This is a genomic window from Mycobacterium hackensackense, assembly GCF_025822555.1.
In the GTDB taxonomy this organism is placed as follows: Bacteria; Actinomycetota; Actinomycetes; order Mycobacteriales; family Mycobacteriaceae; genus Mycobacterium; species Mycobacterium fluoranthenivorans.
In genome coordinates, this window is record NZ_JACKUC010000032.1 from 241,506 (window position 1) to 262,471 (window position 20,966).

Genomic DNA, 20,966 nt, shown 5'->3' on the forward strand with positions numbered 1-20,966 from the left:
CAGCGTCATCGCGGCGACCGGGGGCGAATCTAGAGCGAATCGGGGCCGGAGCGGAGCCGTACCGGCAACGATCAAATCAGCTGTCTCACAACACAAATGATGCTTTCCGCGAACCGTTTCCCGAGGTCTTCGAACGCGGCGCGCCCCTCCTTAAAATCCGCCAAGTGTCGGTTCGAGTCCGACTAGGGGCACCATAAGTCGCCTGGTACGCGACGTTTCGACAACTACCGGGCGACGGGCCGCGCCCGTTTTGGCTGCACGCGGCCGACAGGCGTCATCGCCAGGCGGAACGGCAAGCCGGTCGAGGCGTACCGGGTTAGTCGGGGCATACCGGGTTATCTGGAGAGAGCCGCTGCGCGACAACTTCGGCCTACCGATCCTGCGCTACCCCGCACGCCCGGACGGCCCGCCGAAAACCCAGACATGCACCGAGCCCTACCCGACACTTGCCGAGGCGGAAGCCCGCCGCGACGAACTTAACGCCGCACGGCACACAACCGGCACTGCTGCCTGGCGGAACAACGCAAGGCGGGGGAGTTGCCGTTTGGGCACTACGCGCGACTGTGGCTCGACGCGCAAGCGATCCGGGTCGCCGACGGCAAGCTGAAGCAATCCACGTACGACGGCTATGTCGGCCTGTTGCACCGCTACGTGCTCGACGAGTTCGGTGCGCACGCGATCGGCTCGATAACCCCGCCGCACTGCGAACGGTTCCGCGCCCGGCTCGTCGCACAGAAGTCGAAGCAAGGTGCCGACGGCATCATCGGCAACGTGCTCGCACCCGGCACCCGCAAGCATGCCCGGAAAGTGCTGCGGTGGGTCCTCGCATACGCGACGCGGTCGCACGGCGCGATCGCAAGCAACCCGGCAGAAGCGACGTACAACCCCGGTGCACGCGCGACCGGCGACGCACGGCACTTCGAACACAGCCCGATGACTGCTGAGCAGATTGGGTGTCTATCCGCCGCGATCGCCGGAGAAATGCCTGGCCTGCCCTCGTATCCGGCCTATGCGCTACTCGTCGAGTTCGCCGCCTACACCGGCCTACCGCGCTGCGGAACTGGCCGGCCTTGAGGTGCAAGACATAGTGCTTGCCACTCGCCCTGCGACTTCCGTACGCGGCACCGTGCGCGTGCAACGCACGAAGTACCGCCGCGAGAAGGCGCGAGAAGGTCTGGGTTACCGGCACACCGAAGTCGAAGCGCAGCCGCCGCACCGTGCCGCTACCGGCGTGGTTGGCGGAACGCATGGCGGTGTATCTCGCGGACACGCACCCGCGCGGCAGCGACCCGACAGCACCCTTGTGGCCGAGCCGGAAGAACGGCGGCGGCTATCGCCCGAAAGGCACCCGGTACGCGGTGCCGCTCGACTGGACGCAACCGCTGCGCATGGACACGTTCTACGACACGGTGTTCAAGCCCGCCCTCGAGGCGGTCGGGCTGCCCGCAAGCCGCCCGCCGAGCACCACACCCGACGGCACTCCGATACCCGCAGTGCGGGGCATCCGCATGCACGACCGGCGGCACACCTTCCCGGTACTGCAGCTATCGGCCGGAGTGCACTTCATGCAGATGTCGAAGTGGTTGGGGCACAGTACGTTTACCTTGACACTAAACACCTACGGCGACTGGGTGCCCGAAGAAGACGGCGGCGCGTTAAACACACTGCCCGAACCGCCCGCCCCGTCGGCGGTACCGGCGGCGACGGTGCTACAAATGCGAGAGCGGCAGGCGAATTAGAGTTTCGGGTCAGCGGCAGTTACTTGCCTCGTTGCAGACTCCAGTTCGTCGAATGCGGTCGATAGCGCGTCGTACATCAGGCGGAATTCCTTGGCGGGCTCGCCGCCGCCTCGCGCTGCCTCCATCGGTCTCAGAGAGTCCTCGGCGATCTCACGTAGCGACTGCAAAGCGGTGACGATCTTCGGATTGCTCGTTAGAAGCGATGCGCGAATCGACATCTGCTTCAGCGCATTACACCGCACAAAGTATCTGTCGCGATCTGTGTACAGCTGTTCAGGAGGTGGTGCGTTATCGCTCCCTTCGAGGCCGAAGTGCAAGAACGCAGTTGAAAAGAAGGTCTGCTGACTCCCCAGAATATACGGCCGCTCTGCAAGGACTTTGGCGATATCTTCCCTCAGCTGGCTCGTGTGCTCCGTGGCTCTGCCCGCGGCAGCTTGCGCAGCTGTGGTGCGGGTGTTTAGCCACACTCCAAGTAAGGCAATTGTGGCGCCAACAGCGGGGCCAACTACGACCAAAATTAACTGCGCGTAGAGCGGCATACCGCAGCTAAACCGGCCGAGGTTTCACGCGGAACCCGCCTGTGAATCCCGTTTCCTCTGTGCCAAACAGCAGTTTGTGCTCCTCACGGATACAGCTTTCGAAGGCAGCTTCGAAAACATTCTCCGGCGAATGCCCCGCGGCCTGGAGCCCCTCGCCGAAGTAGTCGAGGAAGATGCGCTTTGCCATGACCCGCGTGGGTGGCCCGTCTTTGAAAGAGTCAACGACCGCAACGACCATAAAGTGGACAGCGAGATTCCCGGTGGACTTCTGCCGGAACACCGACAACCGCTCGCCGGGGCTCACCGCGCGGGACGGCAGGTCGGGCACGTAGTCGTCGTTCAGAAACACGTCTTCATCGACAATCTTCATCTGGCCAGGATACGTGTACTGTCCGACAGCTATCAGTGCAGCAAACACCGCCCATGCGCCGGAAATGGCTGCAGATTGGCTGCGACCTGCGGGAAATCTATACGCACCGACCCGATAGCTGAGCGCGCCTACGCACTACCTATACGCACTTATGCAACGTCTTGACGTGCAGTTTTACCAGAAAAGTTGCCGCATAACCGCAGGTCGACGTGTTTGCCGAAAAGCCTCGGATCGATTCTTAAAATCCGCCAAGTGTCGGTTCGAGTCCGACTGGGGGCACCGCGAAGGCCTGACCAGAACCTCTGCGCCAAATGGTCCTCGAGCGCAGGATCTGACACGGACAAGCCCTGACTCCACTCAAAGTGGCCCACGGTATCGATGTGCAAATGGCCCAGAAAGATGGGCCACCCGCTCGTAGCGTCGAGGGCATGACGACACATGACGCACGACTTCCCGAACATCCGAGCCGGCTGGACTGGGCGGAACTGGCCCCGGATGTCTACAAGGCGATGATCCGGCTGGACACCGCCGCGAATCGAACGTTGGACCCGACGCTGCTCAACCTGATCAAGATCCGCTCATCCCAGCTCAACCACTGCGCCTTCTGCTTGGACATGCACAGCAAGGAGGCCCTGGCGGCGGGCGAGTCCGCAGAACGGATCATCCAACTCGACGCGTGGGATGAGTCGCGGCACTTCTATACGGCCAGGGAGGTCGCCGCTATCGAGTTGACCGAGGCGATCACCGTCATCACGAACGGGTTCGTCGCCGATGACGTGTTCGCAAGGGCGTCAGCGCAATTCGACCAAACCGAGATGGCCTACCTGATCGCCGCGATCACCACCATCAATGCCTGGAACCGCTTCGGGGTATCCACACGCATGGTGCCCGGCCACTACCCGCCGGCCGCCTGACGGGCCCTCTCACGGCTTGTCGAACGCGGTTTGTCATCCTCCAGACACCTCTCACAGAAAACGCTAATGTTCTTCACGGCCGCGTCAGATCCGGTGCGACCTCCACCTCGCGGAGGGGAGCGATCGTGCGGGCAGGCATAGCCGGGATGTTCTGGCATCGGATGGTTCTCGGGGTTGTCGCGATGATGGGACTGGCCGTCCTGGGCGGCACAGCCGACCGGCAGATCGCTGCCGCACATCAGGTCGCTCTCGTGGGTGCGATCGACGACTCGCCCACCACCGTCGGGCTGGCCGACTCGAACCTGGCGCGGTTGGGCGATGAAGCCGCCATCACAAAGCAACTGGACATGATGCAGTCGATCGGCATCCAGAACGTGCGTATCGGGGTGTCCTGGGCAACCCTTCAACCCCGGCAAGGCGGCGGCTACAACTGGGGGCTCACCAACTACGACTACATCGTCGACCAAGCTCTGAAACGCGGCATGGGCGTGCTCGCCGTGCTGCACGAGACGCCCACCTGGGCGGGCGACAGACTCGGGTCCGGTATGCCCACCGATGTGACGACATTCGGCAACTTCACAGCGGAGGTGGCTGCCCATTTCGAGGGCCGGGTCGCGGATTATGAGGTGTGGAACGAACCCAATGCGAAGTTCTTCTTGGACCCGGTGAGTCCGGCGAACTACACCTCATTGTTGAAGGAGGCGTACACCCGGATCAAAGGAGTCGATCAGAACATCACCGTGATCGGCGGGGTGCTGGGTTTCGGGTTCACCTTGACTTCCCCCGATGGCACCACCCGGACCATGAATCCGGTCGACTTCCTCGACGGGATGTATGCGGCCGGCGCCCACGGTTACTTCGACGCGCTCAGCTTTCATCCCTACAAGCCCGACATCAAGTTCTCCGACCAGGAGGGCAATGCCCTCACCCCGCTGGCTCAGCTCGAGAAAATGCGACAGCTGATGGAACAGTACGGCGACGGAGCGCTGAAGATCTGGGCGACCGAGTACGGCTTACCCACTGTCCCAGGCGAGATCTCGCAGGAACAACAAGCCGATTTCATCAAGGACTTCCTCAACAACTGGGGCAAGGTGGACGGCACCGGGCCGATCTTCATCTACACGACCCGCGACCTGGACACCGGATCGAGCAACGAGCAAGACAACTACGGCATCTGGGAAACGGACTGGACGCCCAAGCTGGCCGTCGAGGTCATCAAGGACTTCATCGCGTCCCAGAACGGCAATCCGATCCTCGACTTCATCCGGAACGCCATCGTGAACCTGGCCAAGATCACCGGCGTGGTGATCAAGGGCATCGCCAACGCGACGGTCCGCGTCGTGAACGCTCTGGTGGACGCCACGGTGTGGGTCGTCAAGACGATCGCCAAGGTCACGGGGGCGGTGGTCAAGGGCATCGTCGATGTCACGAAGCGCGTCGCCACGGCTATCTGCAACACCGTGCACGCCGTGGTGGACCGCATCCAGGACGTCTTCAACCGCAACGACCCGCTGCAGGCCCCCACATCACTGGCTGGAGCCCGGTCGTTGAATACTGCCGCCGCCCGACTCACGACCACCGCCGCCGAGGTCGGCACCGCCACGGTCCCGAAGGATCAGCAATCCGAAACCGCCGCAGCGGATCTGAACAGAGTCAGCGAAGTCGCGGTCACCGGCGAGGTTGCCAAGCGTGCCACTGGAATCACCGCGGACACCACGAAAGACGTTGACACCAAGGAAATCCCCTACGCCACTACCGAGGTGAAGGCGACAACGGCAACCGAGATCTCCACAAAAGAGCCCGCTACCAAGGACGCCGAAACCGTGGAACTCGCGACCGAACAGACCACAGCGACGACCGCACCCGTGGCGGAGAAGGCTGCCGCCGCGTCGACGACCAAGACCGAGGCGACCAAGACCGAGGCGACCAAGAAGGACGAGGACGAGACCGCGTCGGCAACCGGCACCACGAAGACCGGCACCGTGAAGGCCACCACGTCGACCAAGCAGGACACCCCCACCGGCGGGTCTACAACAGATGCCGCCGGCACCTCGGGTCAGCAATCATCGCCGAACGCCGGGGCCAATGCCGGCTCGGCAAGTTCGAGCTCCAGCGAATAGCGGGACTTCGGGTAATTCTCCCGATTGGCAGTGGGTCGCCGATGGTCCGCGGTCGCTCCCAAAGTATTTGTATTCGCAAATAAATGCGGGACCGAAATTGATTGTTTCGCGACGCATTCGGTCCAACTGGACTATTCATATATGGGCAGCAGGTAGGTAAGGCTGCTGTTCAGCCCATGTCCCGGCGGGGGAAGGCGGGCGAACGCCGGGGGTGGCAAAGGCGTGCAGGTCAAAATATCGACGTCAGTAAATTAAGTGGAAAGCGTGTGCATTATCGGCGGGGGAAAACGACTGGCCCGGCTGTCGGATTGGCTCGACCAACCCGATCAGTTCGAGGCTGTCACTGCCTTCCTGTGTCATCGGGGGTTGATCCGCTCGACGCGCGTGCTGCTGGCGGTGGTCGCGGCATCGTCGGTGCTGGCGCCACTGGCGTTGATCGTGCCCGGTGCACGGCACGTCACCGTCGGCTCTGCCGTGGTGATCGGCGTGGTCGGAGCGAGCTTGTCCTGCGTGATGACGTGGTTCTGGCTCACCCGGTGGCCCACCCGGCGTCAATCGCTGATCGCGGCATCCATGGCCACCGTCTGCATCGTGGCCTGGAGCCTGGCCCAGCCGAGTGCCGCGCTGGCCGCCTTCACCTGCGCCGCGGTGCCCATCACCAGTGGGTACATCGCGTTCTTTCACAGCACCCGCGCGCTCGCGCTCAACATCGCGGCCGGCCAGGTCGCGTCTGCCGTCGCGGCATACCGCCTCGCGACCGACGTCGACATCAAGACCGCCATCGCCGCGCTCTGGCTGCTGTGGCTGATCAACATGGTGGCGCCGTTCACCGTCCGTGGCCTGTCGGAGGCCATGAGCAAATACGCGACCCGTGCCGACGAGGATCCGCTGACCGGCCTGCTGAACCGGCGGGGATTCCTGGACGTGGTGGAACGTCTGCTGATCGGCGGTATGGCGGGCGGGCAGAACTATCTCGTCATGCTGATGGTCGATCTCGACGACTTCAAACGGATCAACGACACCTATGGTCACGCGGCCGGGGATCGTGTGCTGCTGCGCGTCGCCGACATCCTGCGCAAGCACGCGCCGGTTGACGCGGCCATCTGCCGCGCCGGGGGAGAGGAGTTCCTCCTGGCGGCGACCTCCCGGACCGGCGACGCGGCATTCACCACCCCGCTGTGCCGGGCCATCGCCGCGCTCGCGGGAAATGTCACTGCCAGCATCGGCGTCACGGTCGTCCACGGGGACGACGTGCATGCCGCGCCGCGGCCGGCCGACCTGGTCCTCGACCTCATCGGAGCGGCCGACTCGGCGATGTATGCGGCCAAACGCAGCGGCGGAAACCGTGTCGTCATCGGCGCGCGGTGACGGCGATTCGCCTCCTGTTCGCTGACAAGAAGTGTGACCGACGGCTAGCGTTAGTCCCCGCGCATTTTTGATGATGAGGGGGAGGCGCAGTATGAAGCGTTCGTCATCGAGACGACGAGGTGTCCTGCACCGGACAGCGTTACTGGTGACCGCCCTGCTGCTCGGGTCGTTGAGCCCGATGCTGACGGCAGGTACCGCCTCGGCGGACGGCGAGAAATACGTCGTTGCCACGGACACGACGTTCGCGCCGTTCGAATTCCAGGACAAGCAGGGCAATTTCGTCGGTATCGACATGGATCTGATCCGTGCGATCGCCGAGAATCAGCACTTCACGGTGGACATCAAGCCGCTTGGTTTCGACGCGGCGCTGCAGGCCGTGCAAGCCAATCAGGTCGACGGCGTCATCGCGGGCATGTCCATCACCGACAAGCGCAAGCAGGTGTTCGACTTCTCCGAACCCTACTTCGAGTCCGGCATCCAAATGGCGGTGCTCAAGACCAACGAGGACATCAAGTCCTACGAGGATCTGCGTGGCAAGCGGGTGGCAGTCAAGAACGGCACGCAGGGCGCCACCTTCGCCAACTCCATCAAGGACAAGTACGGCTTCCAGGTGGTCTCGTTCGCCGACTCGTCGTCGATGTTCGACGAGGTGAAGACCGGGAACTCGGTGGCGGTGTTCGAGGACTACCCGGTGCTGCTGTACGGCATCGCGCAAGGCAACGGCTTCAAGACGGTCACCCCGAAGGAGGATCCGACCGGCTACGGGTTCGCGGTGAACAAGGGCCGCAACGCCGAACTGCTGCAGAAGTTCAACACCGGCTTGAACAATCTCAAGAAGTCCGGCGAGTACGACAAGATCGTCAGCACCTATCTCGGTGAGGGTGCGTCCAACGACGACAACTCGTTCCTCGGCCTGATCAAGAGCACCTACCCGGTGCTGCTGGAGGGCCTGAAGATGACCGTCATCTTGACGGTCGTGTCGATCGCCATCGCCCTGGTGCTCGGCATCATCTTCGGCCTGTTCCGGGTGTCGCGGGCGATCTGGTTACGCGCCATCGGCACCACATTCGTCGACATCTTCCGCGGCACACCACTTCTGGTGCAGGCGTTCTTCATCTACTTCGGTATTCCGTCGGCGCTCGGCTTCCAGATGAGCGCCCTGACCGCGGGCATCATCACGCTGTCGCTGAACGCCGGCGCCTACATGACCGAGATCGTGCGCGGCGGCATCCAGTCGGTGGACAAGGGGCAGATGGAGGCGGCCCGCAGCCTGGGCATCGGCTATCTGCCCACGATGCGGAAAGTCATTCTGCCGCAGGCGATCAGGACGATGATCCCGTCGTACATCAACCAGTTCGTCATCACCTTGAAGGACACCTCGATCCTGTCGGTGATCGGCATCGCCGAGCTGACCCAGACCGGCCGGATCATCATTGCCGGCAACTACCAGTCGTTCAAGATGTGGCTGATCATCGGCATCATCTACTTCGTCGTGATCATGGCGCTCACGAAACTCTCGGACCGACTTGAACACCGGCTAGTCAAATAGGGGCATCGAAAATGACCGATCTCATTCCCGAAGCTGCAACCGCGGAGCCGGGCGCCGTCAAGATCCGCATCGAGGGCTTGAAGAAGTCGTTCGGAGATCTGGTGGTGCTCAACGGTATCGACACCACCATCAAACAAGGCGAGGTCGTCTGCGTCATCGGTCCGTCGGGCTCCGGCAAGTCCACCTTCCTGCGGTGCCTGAACAAGCTGGAGGACATCACCGGCGGCAAGGTGACCATCGACGAGTTCGACCTCACCGACAAGAAGATCGACCTGGACAAGGTCCGCCAGCACATCGGCATGGTGTTCCAGCACTTCAACCTGTTCCCGCACATGACGGTGATCGACAATGTCACGCTGGCGCCGCTGCTGACCAAGAAGATGTCCAAGGCGGCCGCCGAGAAGAAGGCGCTCGACCTCCTCGCCCAGGTGGGGCTCGCGGAGAAGGCCCAGGTGAAGCCCTCCACGCTGTCGGGTGGGCAGAAGCAGCGCGTCGCGATCGCGCGGGCACTGGCGATGAATCCGTCGATCATGCTGTTCGACGAGGCCACCAGTGCGCTGGACCCGGAGATGGTCGGCGATGTGCTCGAGGTGCTGCGCGCCCTCGCCCAGGGCGGCATGACCATGGTGGTGGTCACCCACGAGATGGGTTTCGCCAGGGAGGTGGCCTCGCGGGTGATCTTCATGGACGGCGGCAACATCGTCGAGGACGCCCCGCCAGCCGAGTTGTTCGACAACCCGAAGCATCCGCGTCTGCAGGAGTTCCTCTCGAAAGTCCTGTGAGCTTTCTCGCCGGAATTTCGCCCACAGTCGCCGTTGCTGTGTGAAACTTACTTTCAAGTAAGGATTTGCCCAGCGCAAGTGTCCCTGACTTGTGCACGCTGCGCCTCAAGGGTGTTCGCGCTGCGGGTCGGTGCGGCAGCGGTGCCGTGGACCGCTTCTAGCTGGGCAATATTCGGCCAGGTGCGTGGTGTCGGGGAGGGTCTATGTCGTTTCGTCCGGTGATCGGGGTTGCGTCGTCGGCGTCCAGGTCGCTCCTCGTCTTCGCTGTAATCGCAGGCCTGGCACTTTTATCCAGTGTCGGGGTGGGCGTGCGGCTGCTCGCCGGCACTTTGGTGGCGATCGGCGGCAACAGCAACCCGAGCAGCGCCAGCATGATCCAGGAGTTGGGTGGTGATCCACGGTCGCTCGGAAGCTACCCCGGCTCCGTCGGGGTGGCCGGACACGGCTACCTCGATCCGACCAACCCGGCATCGCCCTATTACGGCTACGACTTCCAGAAGGTCGGCTGGCCGTCACAGATTCCGCTCACCTCCGGGTGGGACGGCAAGACCACCTTCGAACAGTCGCAGCAGCAGGGACTGGCCAATCTGCAGGGGGTGCTGGACTCGGCCCTGCTCACCGACGGGCCCGTCACCGTCGCGGGCTATTCGTCGGGCGCGAACGTCGTCGTCCGGGAGATGCGGTATCTGCAATCGATCGGCTCCCCGGATGCCGACCGGTTGTCGTTCCTGCTGATCGCCAGCATGAATCGACCCAACGGCGGTATAGCGCAACGCTTCCCGGGCTTGTTCGTGCCGATCTTCGGTGTCAAGTTCGACGGCAGCACACCGACCGATACCCCCTACAAGACCACGGATGTGAGCTGGGAGTACGACCCGATCTCGGACTTTCCGAACTATCCGCTCAACCTCCTGGCCGACCTGAACGCGCTGCTGGGTTTCGGCCTTTTGCACGCCAACTACTTCCCGGCGGATATGACCGGTCCCCGCGCCCGTCCCGATTACACCGACCCCGACAGCAACATCACCTATGTGACGCTGGCGGCCCCGGAGCTTCCGCTGCTGGTGCCGTTCAAGATGCTGGGGGTGCCCAAGCAACTCCTGGATCTGGTGCGGCCGGCGCTGAAACTACTGGTCGACCTGGGGTATGACCGCTCGATCAACCCCGGTGTCCCCACCCCGGCGTCGCTGTCCCCGACGCCGCAACGGCTGATCGCGCTGCCGTTCCAATTGCTCAACGCCGTGGGTGTGGGTATCCGGCATGCGCTCAACCCGTCCTGGGACAAGGTGCCCACCGTCTCGGATGAGACGGACGATCAGACTGCCCTCGCCGCCGCCACGCCCACTGCGCTGCCGCAGGCGAAGACGAGCACCCACGCGGCGCAGAGCGCGGCGGAGGTCACCGCGAAAACCGCTACGGGCAAAGCTGATACGACCACCCCCGCCGATGACGTCAAGAGCGACCCGGTCGAGGTCACGGGCGCGAAAGCGGACGACGCCACGCCCGCCGCAACCGAGGGCGAGACCGGTGGCGCCGACCCTGCGACGTCCGCCGAGGCCGACACGTCGAGTGCGTCGGCGAGCGATGATGCCGCCCCGCCCACTCGCCGACACCCCGCCGGCACCCACCGCCCGCACCGAACCAAGACGCCCGCAGCGGATTCGACCACGTCGTCGCAGACGCCCGGCGCCGGCTCGTCCGACGCCGGCTCGTCCGACAGTGCCCCGTCGAAAGCCGGTGGCAAACACGGCACGCGGGACAAGGACGGTGCGGCCGGTGATCGCACACCGCGGAGCGCCGGTGGCGCCGGCGAAAGTTCCGACTCGCACAAGAAGGCCGCCTAGCCGGTAAAACCAATGCATCGGCCCCTGATGTGCGACGATGGTGACGTTCTTGTCAAATAGATGTTGCGTAGCACCGGCCGCATGGGATGGATGTCATGGCTTCACGGGTTTTTGTTCGTCGTCTGGGGTTGACCGCGGGATGCGCGGCCCTCATCGCAATGGGCGGCCTCACGGCCGCGTGCGGTTCGGGTGGCAAGGAGGCGCCGTCCAGCACCACCACGACGACCACGACGACCACCACCACGACGACCGCGCCCGCGACGCCGACCGAGACGGTGTCTCCGACGCAAAAGTCGATCAACCCGACCGGTGGAAACCTCTTCACGCCCAGCGTGCTGGCTCCGCCGGCCCCGACGGAGCCCCCGGGCGTGCACCGTCCCGGATCGTCGTCGTAGGCGTAGAGAGGATCAGCATCGTGAACTCACGCATTCTGAGCCGTCGTCTGGGCGCCGTCGCCGGCGCCGCGGCCGTCATCGCCCTGGGTGGCCTGACCGCGGCGTGCGGTAACAGCACCAAGGAAAGCCCCAGCAGCACAACGACGACCACGACTACGACGACGACCACGACGACCACGCCCGCGGCACCGACCGAGACGGTGTCCCCGACGCAGAAGTCGATCGACCCGACCGGTGGGAACCTCTTCACCCCGTCGGTGTTGGCCCCGCCCGCGCCGACGGTCCCGGGCGGCCAGCATCATGGGATCAACGGCATCCCCTGATCCTCGCCGTAGCGCAGGCATGACCGGTCGTCGCCGGTTGTGGGTGCTGGTGGTGGCGGCGTCCCTGTTGGCAGCCGACGTCGCGCCGCTGTCGCCCCCGTCGGACGCCACCATCGCCGGTCCCTACGCACGACTGCTGGCCGCATCCGCCGATCTGGGTGCGTCCCGCTCGAGTGACACGCAACTGACGGTCACACTCGCCGACGCCCGTCGGCCCGACGAGTTGATCGGTTGGGCCGCCGAGCGTGGTCTGTCGGTGCGGTGGCGGCCGGGTGATGTCTGGGCCGTCGTCGAGGGCCCGGCGGACAGCGTGGCGCGTGCCTTCGCGGTTCCGGTGCGCGATTACCGGGGCCGCCGTGGCCAGGAGTTTTACGCGTCCCCGCGGCAACCCGCGGTGCCCGTCGAACTGATGAGCACGGTCAGCGATATCGGCCGCATCCTCGGCTACACCCCGCACCACATGGCGCGTCCCGGTCTGCTGCCGCTGGACGTGCCGCGCCAAGGGCTGAGCCCGGATGCGCTGCTGACCGCGTACAACGCACAACCACTCGCCGCAGCCGGGTTCACCGGCAAGGGTGCCACCATCGTGTTCTTCGAATTCGACGGCTACGACCAGAGCGATCTGGACACCTTCTCCGATACGTCGGGATTGCCCCGTTTCACCCCGGTGCTCGTCGGCGGCCAACCGGGCCCGTCCACCGGCGAGACGGTGATGGATCTTCAAGTGGCGCACGCCATTGCGCCCGATGCCCAACTGGTCGTCGTGAACGCGTACCCCACCGTCGAGGGCGACGGCGGCTATCAGAAGGTCGCGCAGCTGTTCGAGACCACGGATCGCCAATTTCCCGGAGCGGTGTGGAGCCTGTCGATCGGTTGGGGTTGCGACCGGTTGCACGGCACCGCCGACCTCACCCCGGTCCGTGCGGCGCTGGCGGCGGCGCAGAAGCACGGCACCACGGTGTTCGACGCGAGCGGGGACAACGGCGGCCTGGAATGCAAAGGCGGACCGGACTGGTCCTCGCCCCCGGGGCCCGACGATATCGGTCTCGACGCGGTGGCCTCGATGCCCGAGGTCACGTCGGTCGGAGGCACCACGCTGACCACCGACGAGCAGGGCCGGTGGCTTTCCGAACAGGCCTGGGTAGATGTGGCGATGTCACTGGGTGGCAGCGGCGGTGTCTCGAAGCTGTACTCCCGCCCCGCATTTCAGAGCAGTGTCGGGACAGGGCGGGACACCACCCAGCGGTTGGTGCCGGATGTGGCGGCGGTGGCCGACCCGTTCACCGGCGTGCGCATCGTGTTCGACGGGCAGTCGAGAATCGGTGCGGGAACGTCGCAGGCCGCACCCATCTGGGCAGCGTTGACGGTGTTGATGAACCAGTATCTGCACGCGCACGGCGGGCGGACGTTGGGTGGTGACCTCAATCCGTTGCTGTACCAGGTCGCTTCGGGCGCACGGCTGCCCGGTTTCCGCGATGTCCGTCTGGGGGCGAACGCAGTCGACGTCTCGAGTCCGGGCTATGACCTGGTGACCGGACTCGGCAGCCCGAACGTCGACAGTCTGGTCCGCGATCTTCTGGCCCTACAGACCGGCGCCGCGCGGCGATGACCGCATTCGCAGCCGGCCCAGATCAACGGGTGCTGTGGCCCTCGCTGACAACCACCCTCTTCCCGTATCTGCCACGTGAGCGGCGCACCCAGTTCCGCCTCGCGCTGGCGGGCGTGGCCGTCGCGCTGGCGGTATGCGCGGTCCTGCGCTGGCAGGCGCCGATGATCGGCACGGCCGCAGCCGGATTCCCCTTGGTGTTCGTGATGTATCTGCGTACCTGCGGCAGGTCGGGACGTGGCCTGGTGGCGACGGCTTTGTTCGCGGCGCTGCTGGGCCTGGGATGGGCGCTGGTCGCGGGGGAGATCGTGGCGCAGGCCTACGACGTCGCCCTGGGATCCGGGGTCACTTTCGGGCACACCATGCTGGAGGGTCTGTCGATTCCGGTCGGCGGGGCGGTTCTCATGTTGTTGCCCGCCTTCGCCGCACGCCTGGTGCCCGGATTGATACGGGATCCCTTGGACGGCTACGTGTTCGGCGCGCTGGGGGCGACGGCGTTCACTGCGGCGGCGACACTGACCCGGCTCAGCCCGCAGCTGGAGACCGGGGTGTCCACCTCCGAACGCTCCGTGCTCGCACTTCTCGTCGAGGCAGGCATCCAGGGCATTGCGGTGCCGCTGATGGCCGCCGCAGTCGGTGGCATGGTGGGGGTGGCACTCGGTGCCCGCCGCCGGCGCGTGGTGGCGGTGATCGTCGGCGTGAGCGTGGCGCTGATTCTCTACGGTGTGTTGGGTGTGGCCGAAGTCGCCCCACTGGCGCAGAGCGTGCACGTGGGAGTGCATCTGGTGCTCACGGTAGTGGCATTGCTGGCCGCCCGCGTCGCGATCCACTCCGGGGCAGGTGATCTCGGCGAGCAGCCGGCGGGCGATACCCGGGTGCTGCTACCGGTCGGGGTAGGTGTCGTCATCTCGGCGGTGGTGGTCGCGGCGGTGTCTGCGGTGATCACGCCCGCGGTTCCGAACTACAAGTGCCCGCCGGACTGCGGGCGACCGCCGATGGGCACACCCGTGGCCACCAACCCCCGATTCACCGCCGCCGACGGGTCGTTCTCGGTCTCCTACCCCGGGCCGGGCACCGCCTACCGGGCCACCCTCGATCCGGACGGGGTGACGCTGGACTTCATCGCCGGCGACACCGGCACCGTGGAACTCTTCGGTGAGCCGGCGGCGGGGCGTACGCCGCGTGCCATCGTCGAGGACCTGATCGCCCGCAGCTATCCCGACGCCACCGTGGACTACGAGATCCCCAATGCGGCAATCGGTTACCAGCCGGGATACGGAGTCTTCGCCGACGAGTACCCGCAAGACTCCTCCGGCAGCTACACCAGGCTGCGCATCATGGTGATGGTTGCGGTGAAAAACGAGGTGGCCCTGGTGGCTTCGGCGGTCGGGCCGTATCACGAGTTCAGTCCGTCATTCGGGATCGGGCACCCGTCCGGGGCGAATCTGCAACTCGCCATGGATATCGGCAAGTACGTGAACAGTTTCACCTGGCACGGTGACCCGCCACGCTGAGATGAGTCCTCAGGAGGGCCGGGGCATGGCGAAGAGAGCCTCCGGGCCGATCTCGAAGTAGTTGGCGGGCCCGCCGCTGCGCAGGATCGGACGAGGTCCGGCGGTGTCGTATATCCCGTCGACAAGGTGGTCGGATTCGATGTGCACGGCGACGACCTCACCGAGGACCAGCCAGGTGTCCAGCGCCCCGCCGGCGGCGGTGGTGAGCTGAATCAGTTGCGTCAGTTCACATTCGAAGTTCACCGGGCTTTCCAGCACCATCGCGGAGCTGACGATGGTCGCCGGAACGGGAGTCAGCCCGCTGGTCTCGAACTCGTCTTGATGGGCGGGCAGGGTGGCGGCGGTCCGGTTCATTCGCTCGGCCAGATCGCGGGTGGCGAGATTCCAGACGAAGTTGCCGGTGGCTTCGATATTGGCGACGGTGTCCTTCCATCCGATCGAGGAGAATCCGATGATCGGCGGATGGTAGTTGAATCCGTTGAAAAAGCTGTACGGGGCCAGGTTTCGCACGCCGTCTCGGCTGTGGCTGGAGATCCAGCCGATCGGACGCGGGCCGACGATGGCGTTGAAAGGATCATGGGGTAGCCCGGTCCCCTCCGCGGTGCGGTAGAAGTGGGCGTTGGTGCCGGCCATGTCAGGATGATTGCATGACGGTGGTTTTGGTGCATGGCAATCCGGAGACCGACGCGCTCTGGGACCCGCTCGTCGAGGCGCTCGGCCGCGATGACGTGATCCGGTTGTCGCCGCCCGGATTCGGTGCGCCGGTGCCGCACGGCTGGGCGGGCACCTATCTGGACTACCGCGACTGGCTGGTCGGCGAACTGGCTCGGATCGACGGTCCGATCGACCTGGTCGGCCACGACTGGGGTGGCAACCACGTGGTGAACGCGATGATGCTCCGACCGGAGCTGGTGCGCAGCTGGGCCACCGACATCATCGGGGTCTTCGACCCGGAGTACGTCTGGCATGAGGCTGCCCAGATCTGGCAGACCCCCGGCGCCGGTGAACAATTCGTCGAGGCCCTGATCGGCGGGAGCGTGCAGGACAGGGCCGGGCGGCTGACAGCGCTCGGAATCACCGACGACGTCGCCGCCAGGATCGCCGTGGGTCTCGGACCGGAGATGGGGGCGGCCATCCTCGGGCTGTACCGCTCGGTGGCGGGCGACGTCTTGGCCGAGGAAGGCCGGCGACTCGGAAACGCGGCGGTCCGTCCCGGGCTGTGCCTGCTCGCCACCGAGGACCACTACACCGGATCGGAGGAGATCCGGCGCCGCGCCGCCGAGCGCGCGGGTGCGCGCACCGAGGTGCTCGAAGGGCTGGGGCACTGGTGGATGGTGCAGGACCCGGTGCGTGGCGCGGCGGCGCTCACCGAATTCTGGGATTCCCTGGCCACCGTGTGAGTTCGGTTGGTACACGGCCGACATGGGGCCGTTCCCGGGACCGGTGGGCCTAACTGAAATGCGTCTTCGGCCGGGGCAGTCGCGCACCGTCGACGATGATGTCGACCTTCTCGTTGTAGAAGGCCACCAGCCCGGCGATCGGCGCCACCGCGGCCAGCGGATAGTCGTACGCCCAGGCCAGGTCGGCGTGGGTGGCTCCGCCCGCGTGTACGGACCAGTAGCCGGTCGTGGTGCCCTTGTACGGGCACAACGTCTGGGTCTGGCTGGCTGCCAGGTGCTCGAAACGCACGTCGGTCCGGTCGATGTAATACCTCGTGGGTAAACCGGTTTCGAACAGCAGAACCGGGCAGTGCGTGTCGGCGAGCACCGTCCCACCGAGCTCGACCACCACGTGTCGGTGGGAGCGGAGCGCATCGACGCGGGTGTACGGATTTCGCGGATGCCCCAGGATCCGTTCGTCCTCCTCGAACCACTCCAGACTGGACCATTCGAAGCGCACCAGACCGGGGACGAGCCCGTCGCCCTCGGGGTCATAGACACGTGCCGCCGACGGCACGGTGACCTCGCCGGCACTGATCGCGTACGACCGGGAGGCCCCGAACTGGCTGCGTTGCGGGTGGAGTTCGTCGACCAAGTGCTCCCGCCGCACATCGTCGAGGGGAATGTAGTACTGCGGGTAGTACGGCAGCTCCCACACGTAGCGGGCTGCGGTGGTGTCGAAGATCAGCTCACCGGCGCAGTAGCCGCGCACCCGCCTCGGTGCCGGCTCCACCCGTCCCCGCTGCGCGGCGTGGTGCGGAAAATCGGGCGAGTCGGCGGCCATGGGGCCATTCTCGCAATCGGGCCGGGACTCGTCAGGTCAGGACAGACTTGACCATCTGCGGGCATCTCGTCTTCACCGTCAGGCCGACGAGCTTCGTGGCCACGAGTTGGGGGATGCCCTGCATCGTCGCACCCGTGACCAACCAGGTCATCGTCTTGGCGCCGTCCTTCAACGACGGGCAGATGGTCCGGGACACCTGTTTGACCACCGCGGGATTGCCGATCGAAAACCCCGCGGCACTCAGTGCGGCCAGGATCGCGTCATCGGCGCCGTCGGCATGTGCCGGCGCGACCGCGACCGGTGCGGCGGCGATCGTGATACCGACCGCGGCGGCCATGACGCGACCAGACAATGACCGGGCTTTCGGGTTCGACATGCGTTCACTATCGCGGGAGTTTGCTGAGATGTCCAGTTCGGGCGCGCAAACATGCTCGTTGGTCGGTACACGGCACCGAATCGTCGGCAAGGGAGTTTGCGGGCGGGCTCACCGGTATTCGACGGTGAATTGCCAGCGTGTCGTGGTCGCCAGGGGCTGAAAACCCCGGGTCGGGTCCTACCGTTCAGTCATGGGTTTCTTTGAAGTCGTCGAGACGGTCGGCAAGGTGATCGACGGCATCGGTGTCGCGGTGATCGCGGTCGGGGCGGTGCTGGCGCTGGGCGCCACCGTCGGCCGCATGCGGGACAAGGCAAGTGATCCTTATCGGTTCTTCCGGGAACAGCTTGGGCGTTCGATTCTGCTCGGCCTGGAGTTCCTCGTCGCCGCAGACATCATCCGGACGGTCGCCATCACGCCCACGTGGCAGAGCGTGGTGGTGCTCGCGGGCATCGTGGTCATCCGGACCTTCTTGAGCTTCTCGCTGGAAGTCGAGATCACCGGGCGCTGGCCCTGGCAGAAGGGGGCAGCGGTCGAGAAGGCGGAACCCCAGGCGGGCGACTGATCCGAACCACACGGCCCCGGCGCGTCGGTCGATCGTCCGACACGCCGAATTGAATTGCGCGTGTCGAAAAGGGCCGATACGCCACAATATCGTTTGGGTAGACAGGGGACCGGAGAGATTGGGTATGCGTGCGCCGGAGGATGAATTACCCCGCCCGTAAATATTCTCGGGTCGCTGCTTCGGTCATTGTTTCGCTGGTGACGCTTGCGGTGCTCTTCGTGGTACCGACATCGCAACGGCATCGACCCATGGAATTCGGACAGGTGACGCCATTGGCGGCCTCGTCGTCAACCTTGGGGTTCGCCGACTCGCAGTTCTTTTTCTATAACGAGGACCAAGTTGCGCAGACCGTGCAACGGTGGGTCGCGAACAACATTCACGCCGTGCGAATCGGTATTCCGTGGGCGAATGTCGAGACGAAGAAGGGCGTCTACGACTGGTCGCGTGCCGACCGTGTCGTCGCCGCAGCGGCCGCGGCGAACATATCGATCATCTGCGCCATCACCTCCAGCCCGCTCTGGGCGGCGGCTCCCGGTTCGATACCGCCCAACGGGCGGCCCGCATCGCCGGATGTGTACGGGAATTTCACCGCTGCCGTGGCGGCGCGCTACAAAGGCAAGATCGCGGCGTACGAAATATGGAACGAGCCCAATGGAATTTTCGGGTATCGGCCCGTACCGGATCCGAGCGGTTACACCGATCTTCTGAAAGCGGCGTACCCGAAGATAAAGGCCGTCGATCCTTCGGTGACGGTACTCGGTGGCGTGCTCGGCTCCGGTAAATCGTGGAGCACGTGGACCATCAACCCGGTGACATTTTTGACGAAAATGTATGCGGCCGGAGCCGGCCCGTATTTCGACGCGTTGTCCTACCATCCCTATAGCTACACCATGAAGTTCTCCGAGGGGATGTACCAGAGCGATTCGCCGGTCGAACAGTTGGTGCGGCTTCGTCTGCTCATGTTGGCCAACAATGAAAGGGCGAAGAGCATCTGGGTGACCGAATTCGGCGCACCCACCAACCGCGTCTCGGAGGACGCGCAAGCGGCTCTGATATCCAACATGATCAGCAGTTGGCGCGAACTGCCGTTCGGGGGGCCGTTGATGCTCTACACGACGCGCGATCTCAACAGTTCGAGCGCGATGGAAGAGGACCGCTTCGGGGTCTACCAGACCAACTGGACCGCCAAGAAGGCGCAACGAGTCGTTCAATCCCCGCCCGGTACGAGTGCTGTCTATCAGCGGTTCGCGACCGTCACCGACCCCGCGCTGGGTGACGTGCTCAGTCCGGTGTTCGCCGCGACGTCGACGGTGTGGGCGCAGCTGCGCACGGCGGCCATGTTGTGGGAACTGACGCCCGGCCAGTTCGTCTGGTCTCCGTCGCCCGTCGGGGATGTGGCCCGAGCGAGGCGAGTCGTCCCGCTGACGGCATTCGCGAACGGTTATCAGGACTTCACCGGCAGCACTCCGGTGCGCGTGTGGTACTCGCCCCAAACCGGGGCGCACTGGGGTAGTAAGGAATTCGCCAAGGCATGGGTGCCGCAACTGGGCCTCGCGACCTCGGATGAGGCGTGGGTGTTCGGCGGCAAGAAGATCATGTTCCAGAACGGTTCGATGACCTGGGCGCCCTTGGGCGGAACCAAGGTCTGGCTCAATCAGCAACGATGAGTGAGGCGCTGCCGGCGTAGGTCGGTCCGCGGGCTCGGTCCGGCGGGTGCGCTGTGTCCCGGAGCCGTTCGGTCATGGGTGTGACGCCACCAACCCGGCAACCCCGATATCGATATGACTTTGCCGGCGACCCTCGCCAGCAAACTCGCGCGCGGAAGGTTTGGCGTGCTCATTCCGGTGCCTGCAATTGCGGTGCCAGTTTCGAACCGGTGGGGACAAAAATGCAGGATCTCCTCATTTGTCCCACCAATACCTGGTTTGCTCGGTAGCGCTGGGGCGCTATGACGAACATCTCAAAGGTGGCATCTGCGTGCAGGTTTAGCGAAGTCGGCGCCTTCCGGCGATGCGCCGGACCGATAAATTCCGGGTTTGCTTACGAGGCTATTGGGTACTCCACGACCACGGCGCAGGGCAAAACAATTTACGGAAGGGTTAATACAATAGTTTGCTGTAAGACGGTTGTGACTATGGCTCCGTCAGCAACCCCTGTGCTAATTTTTGTAAGCCAACAAAGGCGTTTGCTAGAGGGAGGACGATCATGGATCGACGTCAGGGGATGCTGCAACGAGTTGCCACGGCCGCGGTCGTGAGCACCGGTGGGCTTGCGGTCGCGATGGGCGTTGCCACTGCTTCGGCGGGCGTGGCCGCGGCCGACTCGCAGCAGAACGTCATCACGCAGCTCGGGAACAATCTCGGGAAGCTGGGTAGCGAGCTGGGCAAGGCTGGCAGCAACGTGGGTGACCAGCTGGGTAAGGCCGGGACGAATCTGCAGAACCAGCTCGGTAAGGGCGGGACGAATCTGCAGAACCAGCTCGGTAAGGGCGGCACGAATCTGCAGAACCAGCTCGGTAAGGGTGGCACGAATCTGCAGAAGCAGGTCGGCAAGGGCGTCACCAACATCGTGAACAGGATTGGTAAGGCCTTCGGGGGCTGACCCCATCGCCGGTCGGCCGACGTGGCCGACGCGGAATTCTCGATCGAGCATCTACCGGTCCGTTCGCACTGCGAGCGGGCCGGTAGATGCTGTTTGGCACCGTCTCGTGAGGTGTTCCGCCGCAGAACCATTCGGCAGCGG

The 20,966-nt window shown here is 64.7% G+C and carries 21 protein-coding genes; 16 read left to right on the top strand and 5 right to left on the bottom strand.

Features of this window, described 5'->3' with window-relative positions:
• Positions 1-537 precede the first annotated feature (537 nt).
• Positions 538-1,074: a tyrosine-type recombinase/integrase gene (locus tag H7J86_RS25480; protein ID WP_267294354.1), complete on the top strand. Its 537-nt coding sequence runs from the start codon at positions 538-540 to the stop codon at positions 1,072-1,074.
• Positions 1,075-1,247: 173 nt separating this feature from the next.
• A complete protein-coding gene (locus tag H7J86_RS25485; protein WP_267294356.1) occupies positions 1,248-1,739 on the top strand; it encodes a site-specific integrase in 492 nt (163 codons plus the stop codon).
• Here H7J86_RS25485 and H7J86_RS25490 read toward each other — a convergent pair.
• Both H7J86_RS25490 and H7J86_RS25495 read right to left on the bottom strand, forming a co-directional pair.
• Complete coding sequence (locus H7J86_RS25490; RefSeq protein WP_267294358.1) at positions 1,736-2,278, bottom strand: hypothetical protein; 543 nt, start codon at positions 2,276-2,278, stop codon at positions 1,736-1,738. The two genes, H7J86_RS25485 and H7J86_RS25490, sit on opposite strands and share 4 nt — an antisense overlap.
• 7 nt (positions 2,279-2,285) lie before the next feature.
• Positions 2,286-2,648, bottom strand: coding sequence for a hypothetical protein (locus H7J86_RS25495; RefSeq protein ID WP_267294360.1), 363 nt, complete (start codon positions 2,646-2,648; stop codon positions 2,286-2,288).
• Positions 2,649-3,076: 428 nt separating this feature from the next.
• On the opposite strand from H7J86_RS25495, the gene H7J86_RS25500 reads away from it, so the two are divergent.
• The 10 genes from H7J86_RS25500 (at position 3,077) to H7J86_RS25545 (ending at position 15,063) form a co-directional block, all read left to right on the top strand.
• Positions 3,077-3,562, top strand: coding sequence for a carboxymuconolactone decarboxylase family protein (locus H7J86_RS25500; RefSeq protein WP_267294362.1), 486 nt, complete (start codon positions 3,077-3,079; stop codon positions 3,560-3,562).
• A gap of 125 nt (positions 3,563-3,687) precedes the next feature.
• Entirely contained in the window at positions 3,688-5,682 is a 1,995-nt protein-coding gene (locus H7J86_RS25505; RefSeq protein WP_267294364.1) for a cellulase family glycosylhydrolase, read from the top strand.
• Positions 5,683-5,946: 264 nt separating this feature from the next.
• On the top strand, positions 5,947-7,050 hold the full coding sequence (locus tag H7J86_RS33445; RefSeq protein ID WP_139170146.1) for a GGDEF domain-containing protein: 1,104 nt from the start codon (positions 5,947-5,949) through the stop codon (positions 7,048-7,050).
• A 91-nt stretch (positions 7,051-7,141) separates the two neighbouring features.
• Positions 7,142-8,599: an amino acid ABC transporter substrate-binding protein/permease gene (locus H7J86_RS25515; RefSeq protein ID WP_090362520.1), complete on the top strand. Its 1,458-nt coding sequence runs from the start codon at positions 7,142-7,144 to the stop codon at positions 8,597-8,599.
• 11 nt (positions 8,600-8,610) lie between these two features.
• Positions 8,611-9,381 carry an amino acid ABC transporter ATP-binding protein gene (locus tag H7J86_RS25520; RefSeq protein WP_187096729.1) on the top strand — a complete coding sequence of 257 codons (771 nt, stop codon included), beginning with the start codon at positions 8,611-8,613 and terminating at the stop codon, positions 9,379-9,381.
• Between the two features lie 203 nt (positions 9,382-9,584).
• On the top strand, positions 9,585-11,225 hold the full coding sequence (locus H7J86_RS25525) for a PE-PPE domain-containing protein (protein WP_267294365.1): 1,641 nt from the start codon (positions 9,585-9,587) through the stop codon (positions 11,223-11,225).
• A gap of 95 nt (positions 11,226-11,320) precedes the next feature.
• A complete protein-coding gene (locus H7J86_RS25530; protein ID WP_090362764.1) occupies positions 11,321-11,620 on the top strand; it encodes a hypothetical protein in 300 nt (99 codons plus the stop codon).
• A 20-nt stretch (positions 11,621-11,640) separates the two neighbouring features.
• Complete coding sequence (locus tag H7J86_RS25535; RefSeq protein ID WP_267294367.1) at positions 11,641-11,943, top strand: hypothetical protein; 303 nt, start codon at positions 11,641-11,643, stop codon at positions 11,941-11,943.
• 19 nt (positions 11,944-11,962) lie between these two features.
• Positions 11,963-13,552, top strand: coding sequence for a S53 family peptidase (locus tag H7J86_RS25540; RefSeq protein WP_267294369.1), 1,590 nt, complete (start codon positions 11,963-11,965; stop codon positions 13,550-13,552).
• Positions 13,549-15,063, top strand: a complete 1,515-nt coding sequence (locus H7J86_RS25545) for a zinc ribbon domain-containing protein (RefSeq protein ID WP_267294371.1) — start codon at positions 13,549-13,551, stop codon at positions 15,061-15,063. Before H7J86_RS25540 ends, H7J86_RS25545 begins: the two co-directional genes overlap by 4 nt.
• Positions 15,064-15,072: 9 nt before the next feature.
• On the opposite strand, the gene H7J86_RS25550 is transcribed toward H7J86_RS25545, so the two are convergent.
• Complete coding sequence (locus tag H7J86_RS25550) at positions 15,073-15,696, bottom strand: flavin reductase family protein (protein WP_187096724.1); 624 nt, start codon at positions 15,694-15,696, stop codon at positions 15,073-15,075.
• Positions 15,697-15,710: 14 nt separating this feature from the next.
• Here H7J86_RS25550 and H7J86_RS25555 point away from each other — a divergent pair, with 14 nt between their 5' ends.
• Entirely contained in the window at positions 15,711-16,463 is a 753-nt protein-coding gene (locus H7J86_RS25555) for an alpha/beta fold hydrolase (protein ID WP_267294372.1), read from the top strand.
• A 49-nt stretch (positions 16,464-16,512) separates the two neighbouring features.
• On the opposite strand, the gene H7J86_RS25560 is transcribed toward H7J86_RS25555, so the two are convergent.
• Together H7J86_RS25560 and H7J86_RS25565 are read right to left on the bottom strand one after the other, a co-directional pair.
• The gene (locus H7J86_RS25560) at positions 16,513-17,286 is read right to left on the bottom strand and encodes a DUF427 domain-containing protein (protein ID WP_267294374.1); all 774 of its coding nucleotides are present in this window, start codon (positions 17,284-17,286) and stop codon (positions 16,513-16,515) included.
• 31 nt (positions 17,287-17,317) lie between these two features.
• Positions 17,318-17,662, bottom strand: coding sequence for a DUF732 domain-containing protein (locus H7J86_RS25565; RefSeq protein WP_090362536.1), 345 nt, complete (start codon positions 17,660-17,662; stop codon positions 17,318-17,320).
• A gap of 190 nt (positions 17,663-17,852) precedes the next feature.
• Between H7J86_RS25565 and H7J86_RS25570 the strand changes: the two genes are divergently transcribed.
• The 3 genes from H7J86_RS25570 to H7J86_RS25580 all read left to right on the top strand — a co-directional run bounded on the left by H7J86_RS25570 (position 17,853) and on the right by H7J86_RS25580 (position 20,825).
• On the top strand, positions 17,853-18,224 hold the full coding sequence (locus H7J86_RS25570; protein ID WP_090362538.1) for a DUF1622 domain-containing protein: 372 nt from the start codon (positions 17,853-17,855) through the stop codon (positions 18,222-18,224).
• A 140-nt stretch (positions 18,225-18,364) separates the two neighbouring features.
• Positions 18,365-19,891 (top strand): cellulase family glycosylhydrolase, encoded by a 1,527-nt coding sequence (locus H7J86_RS25575; RefSeq protein ID WP_090362540.1) that lies wholly within the window; start codon positions 18,365-18,367, stop codon positions 19,889-19,891.
• Positions 19,892-20,429: 538 nt separating this feature from the next.
• Complete coding sequence (locus tag H7J86_RS25580; RefSeq protein WP_139170148.1) at positions 20,430-20,825, top strand: hypothetical protein; 396 nt, start codon at positions 20,430-20,432, stop codon at positions 20,823-20,825.
• Positions 20,826-20,966 lie beyond the last annotated feature (141 nt).

Excerpts from the sequence above, each read along its gene's own strand:
- H7J86_RS25565 (WP_090362536.1), bottom strand. The coding sequence starts at position 17,662 with ATGTCGAACCCGAAAGCCCGGTCATTGTCTGGTCGCGTCATGGCCGCC.
- H7J86_RS25550 (WP_187096724.1), bottom strand. The coding sequence starts at position 15,696 with ATGGCCGGCACCAACGCCCACTTCTACCGCACCGCGGAGGGGACCGGG.
- H7J86_RS25580 (WP_139170148.1), top strand. The coding sequence starts at position 20,430 with ATGGATCGACGTCAGGGGATGCTGCAACGAGTTGCCACGGCCGCGGTC.
- H7J86_RS25540 (WP_267294369.1), top strand. The coding sequence starts at position 11,963 with ATGACCGGTCGTCGCCGGTTGTGGGTGCTGGTGGTGGCGGCGTCCCTG.
- H7J86_RS25500 (WP_267294362.1), top strand. The coding sequence starts at position 3,077 with ATGACGACACATGACGCACGACTTCCCGAACATCCGAGCCGGCTGGAC.
- H7J86_RS25515 (WP_090362520.1), top strand. The coding sequence starts at position 7,142 with ATGAAGCGTTCGTCATCGAGACGACGAGGTGTCCTGCACCGGACAGCG.
- H7J86_RS25555 (WP_267294372.1), top strand. The coding sequence starts at position 15,711 with ATGACGGTGGTTTTGGTGCATGGCAATCCGGAGACCGACGCGCTCTGG.
- H7J86_RS25520 (WP_187096729.1), top strand. The coding sequence starts at position 8,611 with ATGACCGATCTCATTCCCGAAGCTGCAACCGCGGAGCCGGGCGCCGTC.
- H7J86_RS25530 (WP_090362764.1), top strand. The coding sequence starts at position 11,321 with ATGGCTTCACGGGTTTTTGTTCGTCGTCTGGGGTTGACCGCGGGATGC.
- H7J86_RS25545 (WP_267294371.1), top strand. The coding sequence starts at position 13,549 with ATGACCGCATTCGCAGCCGGCCCAGATCAACGGGTGCTGTGGCCCTCG.
- H7J86_RS25575 (WP_090362540.1), top strand. The coding sequence starts at position 18,365 with ATGAATTACCCCGCCCGTAAATATTCTCGGGTCGCTGCTTCGGTCATT.
- H7J86_RS25570 (WP_090362538.1), top strand. The coding sequence starts at position 17,853 with ATGGGTTTCTTTGAAGTCGTCGAGACGGTCGGCAAGGTGATCGACGGC.
- H7J86_RS25485 (WP_267294356.1), top strand. The coding sequence starts at position 1,248 with ATGGCGGTGTATCTCGCGGACACGCACCCGCGCGGCAGCGACCCGACA.
- H7J86_RS25490 (WP_267294358.1), bottom strand. The coding sequence starts at position 2,278 with ATGCCGCTCTACGCGCAGTTAATTTTGGTCGTAGTTGGCCCCGCTGTT.
- H7J86_RS25525 (WP_267294365.1), top strand. The coding sequence starts at position 9,585 with ATGTCGTTTCGTCCGGTGATCGGGGTTGCGTCGTCGGCGTCCAGGTCG.
- H7J86_RS25495 (WP_267294360.1), bottom strand. The coding sequence starts at position 2,648 with ATGAAGATTGTCGATGAAGACGTGTTTCTGAACGACGACTACGTGCCC.
- H7J86_RS25560 (WP_267294374.1), bottom strand. The coding sequence starts at position 17,286 with ATGGCCGCCGACTCGCCCGATTTTCCGCACCACGCCGCGCAGCGGGGA.